Here is a 5,941-nt window from a genome sequence, read left to right on the forward strand (position 1 = left end):
CGCCACGGCCCCGCCGATGGAGTCGCGCGCCGCGTCCGCCGCGTCCGCGGGCAGCCCGCCCGTCCCGACCCGGTCGCGGTAGACGGCCGACAGCAGGCTGCCGAGCGCCGCGATGCCGAGCGTGCCGCCGGTCTGGCGGAGCGTCTGGACGAGGCCCGAGCCCCGCCCCGCCTGGTCGGCGGGCAGCGCGGCGAGCAGCGCGTCCATCGCCGGGATCAGGGTCAGGCCGCAGCCGAGGCCGAGCACGACCAGCCACCCGCAGACGAGCGCGTAGCCGTCGCCGGTGCCGGTCAGCGCGCCCCAGCCGAGGCCCGCCGCCATGACCAGCAGCCCGCCGACCATGATCGGCTTGTGCCCGAACCGGGGCGCCGCCCGGTCGGTGACGATCCCGCCCGCGAGGAGGCCGAGCAGCATCGGGACGAGCTTCAGCCCGGTGTCGAACACGCCGCTGCCCTGCACCGCCTGGAGGTACTGCGGCAGGACGAACAGGCCGCCCGCCATCACCACGTTCGCGGCGACCCCGGCGAGCATCGGCCACACGAACGCGGGATCGCGGAACAGCCGGACGTCCATCATCGGCGAGCGCGCCCGCCGCTCCCAGAGAACGAAGCCGGCCAGCAGGGCCGCCGCGAGCGCGAGCGACACCAGGACGACCGGGTCGCCCCAGCCCCGCACGGGCGCCTCGATCACGCCGTAGACGAGCGCGACCAGGCCGCCCGCCGACAGCAGCGCGCCGAGCCCGTCCACGCGCGGCGCGGACGGGTCCCTGGTCTCGGGGAGCAGCAGGGCCACCGCGACGGCGCCGACGACGACCACCGGCACGTTGATCAGGAAGATCGAGCCCCACCAGTAGTGCTCCAGCAGCCAGCCGCCGACGAGCGGGCCGAGCGGCAGCCCGAGCGCCATCGACGCCGACCAGACCGCGACCGCCCGGGTGCGCTCCGCCGGCGGGAAGATCGCGGGCAGCATCGACATGGACAGCGGCGTGACGATCGCCGCGCCCAGCCCCATGAACAGGCGGGCCGCGACGACGCCGCCCGGGCCGCCGGCGAACGCGCCGCCGAGCGAGGCCGCCCCGAAGACGGCGAGGCCCGCGATCAGCAGCCGCTTGCGGCCGAGCCGGTCGCCGAGCAGCCCGGCGGGCAGCAGCAGCGCCGCGAACACCAGCAGGTAGGAGTCGACGATCCACTGGAGCTCGCTCGTGCTCGCGTGGAGTTCCGCCGAGAGCGTGGTCAGCGCCACGTTGAGGATCGTCATGTCGAAGCCGAGCGCCAGCATGCTCAGCGCCAGCGCGCCGAGTCCGAGCCAGCGCCGGGTGCGGGTCACCTTCATGACCGCCACCTCCAAACGATTGCTGCTACTAAGTGACAGTAACTCTCAAAAGATGGGAAGTGTCAATCGATGCGGGCCCTGGCGCGCTCCGCCGGAGGGGATGTAATTTTGATTACATGACTACGAGCGAAACGGCGGAGCAGCTCCGCGGCTGGTTCTCCGGGCGGCTCCCCGAGGGCTGGTTCGAGGGGCCGCTGGAGGTCGTCGTCGACCGCGAGGAGGTCAGCGTCGTCGGCCGCCTCGCCGAACCGGCGGCCGCCGCCGACGTGTCGCAGGCCGAGCGGTCCGCCCTGCTCGCCGGGCACATCCAGCGCTTCCGCGAGGACACCCGCGACCAGCGCATCGCCATCGCCCGCGAGGCCGAGCACCGGTTCGGCCTCAAGGTCTCCTGGGGCGCCGACTGCGGTGACGAGCGCGAGATGTTCACCACGCTCTCGGTGCCCGTCATGACCCGGCTGAGGCAGCCCGAGCGCCGCGTCCTCGACACGCTCGTCGACGCCGGCGTCGCCCGCAGCCGCAGCGACGCGCTCGCCTGGTGCGTCCGGCTCGTCGGCAAGAACACCGACGCGTGGCTCTCCGAGCTCCGTACCGCCCTGGAGTACGTCGAGCGCGCCCGCGCCGCCGGCCCGCAGGCCTGATCCCCTCCGCGGGCCTGCTCCCGCCCGCGGGCCTGCTCCCGCCCGCGGGCCTGCTCCCGCCCGCGGGCCTGCTCCCGCCCGCGGGCCTGCTCCCGCTCCGCACGCCTGATCCCCGCCCGTCGCGCGGCCTCGAACCATTACGCGAATCCGAGGTCCGCGAGGTGTGATCATGGTGATGACCTCGCCTAATGTGCGTGGAAAGCGCCGTGCCCCGAACACCGCCGGGACGGGACGCCGCGAGGTCCCGGCCGGCCCGGCGGACCGCGGCCAGGGAGGAGGGCTCGACCGTGCGCGGACTGCGCTGCCTGGACGGCTCCGACCTCGCGGTCGTGCCGGTCGCCTCGCTCGACCGCGGCGGCCGCCCGTTCGAGGTCACCCTGGAACTGCGGCGCGACGGCGACTCCTTCGGCGCCGTCGGGCAGCGGTGCGGCCACCTGCTCGCCGACCTCGCCGTCCGCGTCGCCGCCGCCCGAGCCGACGGCTCGCCCCAGTCGGCCGAATGGCCGGATCCGGACGACCGTTTCCCCGACCCGCGCGGCGGCGGCGACGCCGCGGCCCGCGAGCCCGAGCTCTTCGCGTTCCGCTACCGCGACCGGGCCGACGTCGCCAGCACCGGCGAGCTGCGCTGCACGCTCCGCACGTCCGCGATGTGGGTCGGCGGGCAGCGGTCCGCGGCCGGGCGGTGGCGGCTGGCCCGGCGGGCGGTCGTCGAGGCCTGGGGCGCCGGCGGGCACGGGGTCCGCGCGGTGCTCACGTCCGCCGACCTCGCCCGGTTCCTGGCCGACGTGCTCGCCGAGGCCGAACGGGCCGGAGCGGGGCATCGGGGACGCCGCGGCCGGTACGCCCGCTAGCCTGACATCACCGGAACGGTGGGAGAAGTGTCGCCCTCAGGCCATAATTGAGCGTCGTTCGCACCAGGACCGTCGCTCGGAGGGACGCCCAGATGGGGATTCGGCGCAGCGGGATGTCGCGCGGCGGCGCGCGCAGGGAAGGGGTGCGCCGCAACCCCTCCGAGGGGGGCGCGCTGACCTCCGCGATCCGCCGGAGCGGCCCGTACGCCGCCGTCCGCGACGCCGTCTACCGGATGTACGAGCGCCGGGTCGAGGCCTCCCTGCCGGCGGACGTCATCCCCCGCCACGTCGGGGTCATCCTGGACGGCAACCGCCGCTGGGCCAGGTCGATGGGCCTGACCGACGTCAACACCGGCCACCAGCGCGGCGCCGACAAGATCACCGAGCTGCTGCACTGGAGCACCGAGGCGGGCGTGGAGCACGTCACGCTCTGGCTGCTGTCCACCGACAACCTCAACCGCCCGGCCGCCGAGCTGGAACCCCTGCTGGAGATCATCGAGAACACCGTCCGCCAGCTCGCCGCCGACGGCTGGCACGTCAAGCCCGTCGGCGCCCTCGACCTGCTGCCCGACAAGACCGCGCGCGTCCTCAAAGACGCCGGAGAGGCGACATCTGGCGCTCCCGGCCTGATTGTGAACGTCGCCGTTGGGTATGGAGGTAGGCGTGAGATCGCTGATGCGGTGCGCTCTCTGCTCGTCGAGCAGGCGAGCCGTGGCACCAGCATCGAGGAACTCGCCGAGGTCCTCGACGTGGAGCACATCGCGGAGCATCTCTACACGCGCGGCCAGCCGGACCCCGACCTGGTCATCCGCACCTCGGGGGAGCAGCGCCTCTCCGGCTTCATGCTCTGGCAGAGCGCCCACTCGGAGTTCTACTTCTGCGAGGTCCACTGGCCGGACTTCCGCAAGGTCGACTTCCTCCGGGCGATGCGCTCCTACGCCGCGCGGCACCGGCGCTACGGTTCCTGACGATCGGCCTCCGATCACCGCCGCGGGCGGGTCCCCGACCGGGGCCGCCCGCCGCTCGGCGGCGCGCTTCCGGGAGGGCGGCGGCCCCGTTCCCCCGGCACGCGGGGCCCGTCGCGCCACCGGTAGTCACCCCCTAGTCAGGGAGATCGAGTGGCCACAACCTCCGCGCGCCGTCCCGGTTCCGGGAACCCTTCCTCCGGAACGCCCGTTCCGGACCGGCGCACGTACGTCCTCGACACCAGTGTCCTGCTGGCCGATCCGGGAGCGATGACCCGGTTCGCCGAGCACGAGGTCGTACTCCCCATCGTCGTCATCTCCGAGCTTGAGGCCAAGCGCCATCACCCCGAGCTCGGGTACTTCGCCCGGCAGGCCCTGCGCACCCTGGACGACCTGCGTCTGGAGTACGGCCGCCTCGACGAGGCGCTGCCGCTCGGCGAGCAGGGAGGCACGCTCCGCGTCGAGCTGAACCACGCGGACCCGAGCATCCTGCCCGACGGGTTCCGGCTGGGCGACAACGACACCCGGATCCTGTCCGTCGCGGGCTGGCTGGCCAGCGAGGGCCGCGACGTGGTGCTGGTCTCCAAGGACCTGCCCATGCGGGTGAAGGCCTCGGCGGTCGGGCTGGCGGCCGAGGAGTACCGGGCCGAGCTCGCCGTGGTGGAGTCCGGCTGGACCGGGATGCGCGAGCTGGAGGTCGCCGGCGGCGTGCTGGAGGAGCTGTACGAGGGCGGCGGCGCCGACGTCGAGGAGGCGCGGGACCTGCCCTGCCACACCGGCCTGCGGCTGCTGTCGGAGCGCGGGTCCGCGCTCGGCCGGACGCTGCCGGACAAGTCCGTCCGGCTGGTGCGCGGCGACCGCGAGGTGTTCGGGCTGCGCGGCCGGTCCGCGGAGCAGCGGATCGCGCTCGACCTGCTGATGGACGAGGAGGTCGGCATCGTCTCGCTCGGCGGGCGGGCCGGCACGGGCAAGTCGGCCCTCGCCCTCTGCGCGGGCCTGGAGGCCGTCATGGAGCGGCGCCGGCACCGCAAGGTCGTCGTGTTCCGCCCCCTGTACGCGGTCGGCGGGCAGGAGCTCGGCTACCTGCCCGGCTCGGAGAACGAGAAGATGTCGCCGTGGGCGCAGGCCGTCTACGACACCCTGTCGGCGGTCACGACCCCGGAGGTCATCGACGAGGTCCTGGACCGCGGCATGCTGGAGGTCCTGCCGCTCACCCACATCCGCGGCCGGTCGCTGCACGACGCGTTCGTGATCGTGGACGAGGCCCAGTCGCTGGAGCGCGGCGTCCTGCTGACCGTCCTGTCCCGGATCGGCGCGGGCTCGCGGGTCGTGCTGACCCACGACGTGGCCCAGCGCGACAACCTGCGGGTCGGCCGGCACGACGGCGTCGCGGCGGTCGTGGAGCGCCTCAAGGGGCACCCGCTGTTCGCGCACGTGACGCTGACGCGGTCCGAGCGGTCGCCGATCGCCGCGCTCGTGACCGACATGCTCGGAGACGTGGGCGCCTGAGCCGTGGCGGGCCCGGTGGCCGTCCCTCGCGGACGGGCGCCGGGCCTTCGCGCGAGACCCCCGAAATCTCGCTACGAACGGTGATCGATAAACCCCGGACCGTCATATGTGACTAAGGTCACACTGCCCTCCGATGGGGCGAGGAATCCCAGCTCTCCCTGTCGTTTCGGCATTGTTCAGGCCGAGTTGACATCCGTCCCACCGGCAGCATTTGTCTCGTTTCGGTTGCGGAGCATCCCGCGGGCTCGGGCATTGTGTCTCCTCGTAAGCACCCCCGAGCGGTGTGCCCCCCGCTGCGCGACCCCCTGAAGAACGCGTGCGGAGCGGCACCGGACCGGGTCCAGGACGCCCCACCTCCGGGCGGCCGGACCGGGGGTGGAAGCAGTTCGCCCGCGTGTCCATGCGCGTGCGACCGTCGGAAGGACCGCCTTGTACGGAGACCGCCCCGGGTCCCCTAGGCGAGACGATCGACAGAGCTTTGCCCCCCAGGAGCCGTTCGCGGCCCCCGTCGCCGGCCCGTCCCCCCACGACGACGACGTGAAGGTCGCCGGGACGCAGGCCCCGCAGGGCCCCGGCCCCGCGGGCGACACGCTCGGCCTCCAGTCCCTCGCCGACGCGCCGGGGCCCGGCGCGGCCGACGAGATCG

At 73.9% G+C, this 5,941-nt stretch carries 5 protein-coding genes; 4 read left to right on the top strand and 1 reads right to left on the bottom strand.

From position 1 onward, the window contains the following. A partial coding sequence (locus E1300_RS46745) for an MFS transporter (RefSeq protein WP_242619852.1) occupies positions 1 to 1,332 on the bottom strand: 1,332 nt, incomplete at its 3' end. A 116-nt stretch (positions 1,333 to 1,448) separates the two neighbouring features. On the opposite strand from E1300_RS46745, the gene abmR reads away from it, so the two are divergent. The 4 genes from abmR to phoH2 all read left to right on the top strand — a co-directional run bounded on the left by abmR (position 1,449) and on the right by phoH2 (position 5,295). After that, positions 1,449 to 1,970, top strand: coding sequence for an ATP-binding transcription factor AbmR (abmR, locus tag E1300_RS46750; RefSeq protein ID WP_131763705.1), 522 nt, complete (start codon positions 1,449 to 1,451; stop codon positions 1,968 to 1,970). Between the two features lie 287 nt (positions 1,971 to 2,257). Next, on the top strand, positions 2,258 to 2,821 hold the full coding sequence (locus E1300_RS46755; protein ID WP_131763706.1) for a hypothetical protein: 564 nt from the start codon (positions 2,258 to 2,260) through the stop codon (positions 2,819 to 2,821). Positions 2,822 to 2,913: 92 nt separating this feature from the next. Then, entirely contained in the window at positions 2,914 to 3,789 is an 876-nt protein-coding gene (locus E1300_RS46760; RefSeq protein ID WP_278045441.1) for an isoprenyl transferase, read from the top strand. Positions 3,790 to 3,939: 150 nt separating this feature from the next. Then, the gene (phoH2, locus tag E1300_RS46765; protein ID WP_131763707.1) at positions 3,940 to 5,295 is read left to right on the top strand and encodes an RNA 5'-3' helicase PhoH2; all 1,356 of its coding nucleotides are present in this window, start codon (positions 3,940 to 3,942) and stop codon (positions 5,293 to 5,295) included. Positions 5,296 to 5,941 lie beyond the last annotated feature (646 nt).

Source organism: Actinomadura fibrosa (assembly GCF_900659615.1).
In the GTDB taxonomy this organism is placed as follows: Bacteria; Actinomycetota; Actinomycetes; order Streptosporangiales; family Streptosporangiaceae; genus Spirillospora; species Spirillospora fibrosa.

Excerpts from the sequence above, each read along its gene's own strand:
- abmR (WP_131763705.1), top strand. The coding sequence starts at position 1,449 with ATGACTACGAGCGAAACGGCGGAGCAGCTCCGCGGCTGGTTCTCCGGG.
- E1300_RS46760 (WP_278045441.1), top strand. The coding sequence starts at position 2,914 with ATGGGGATTCGGCGCAGCGGGATGTCGCGCGGCGGCGCGCGCAGGGAA.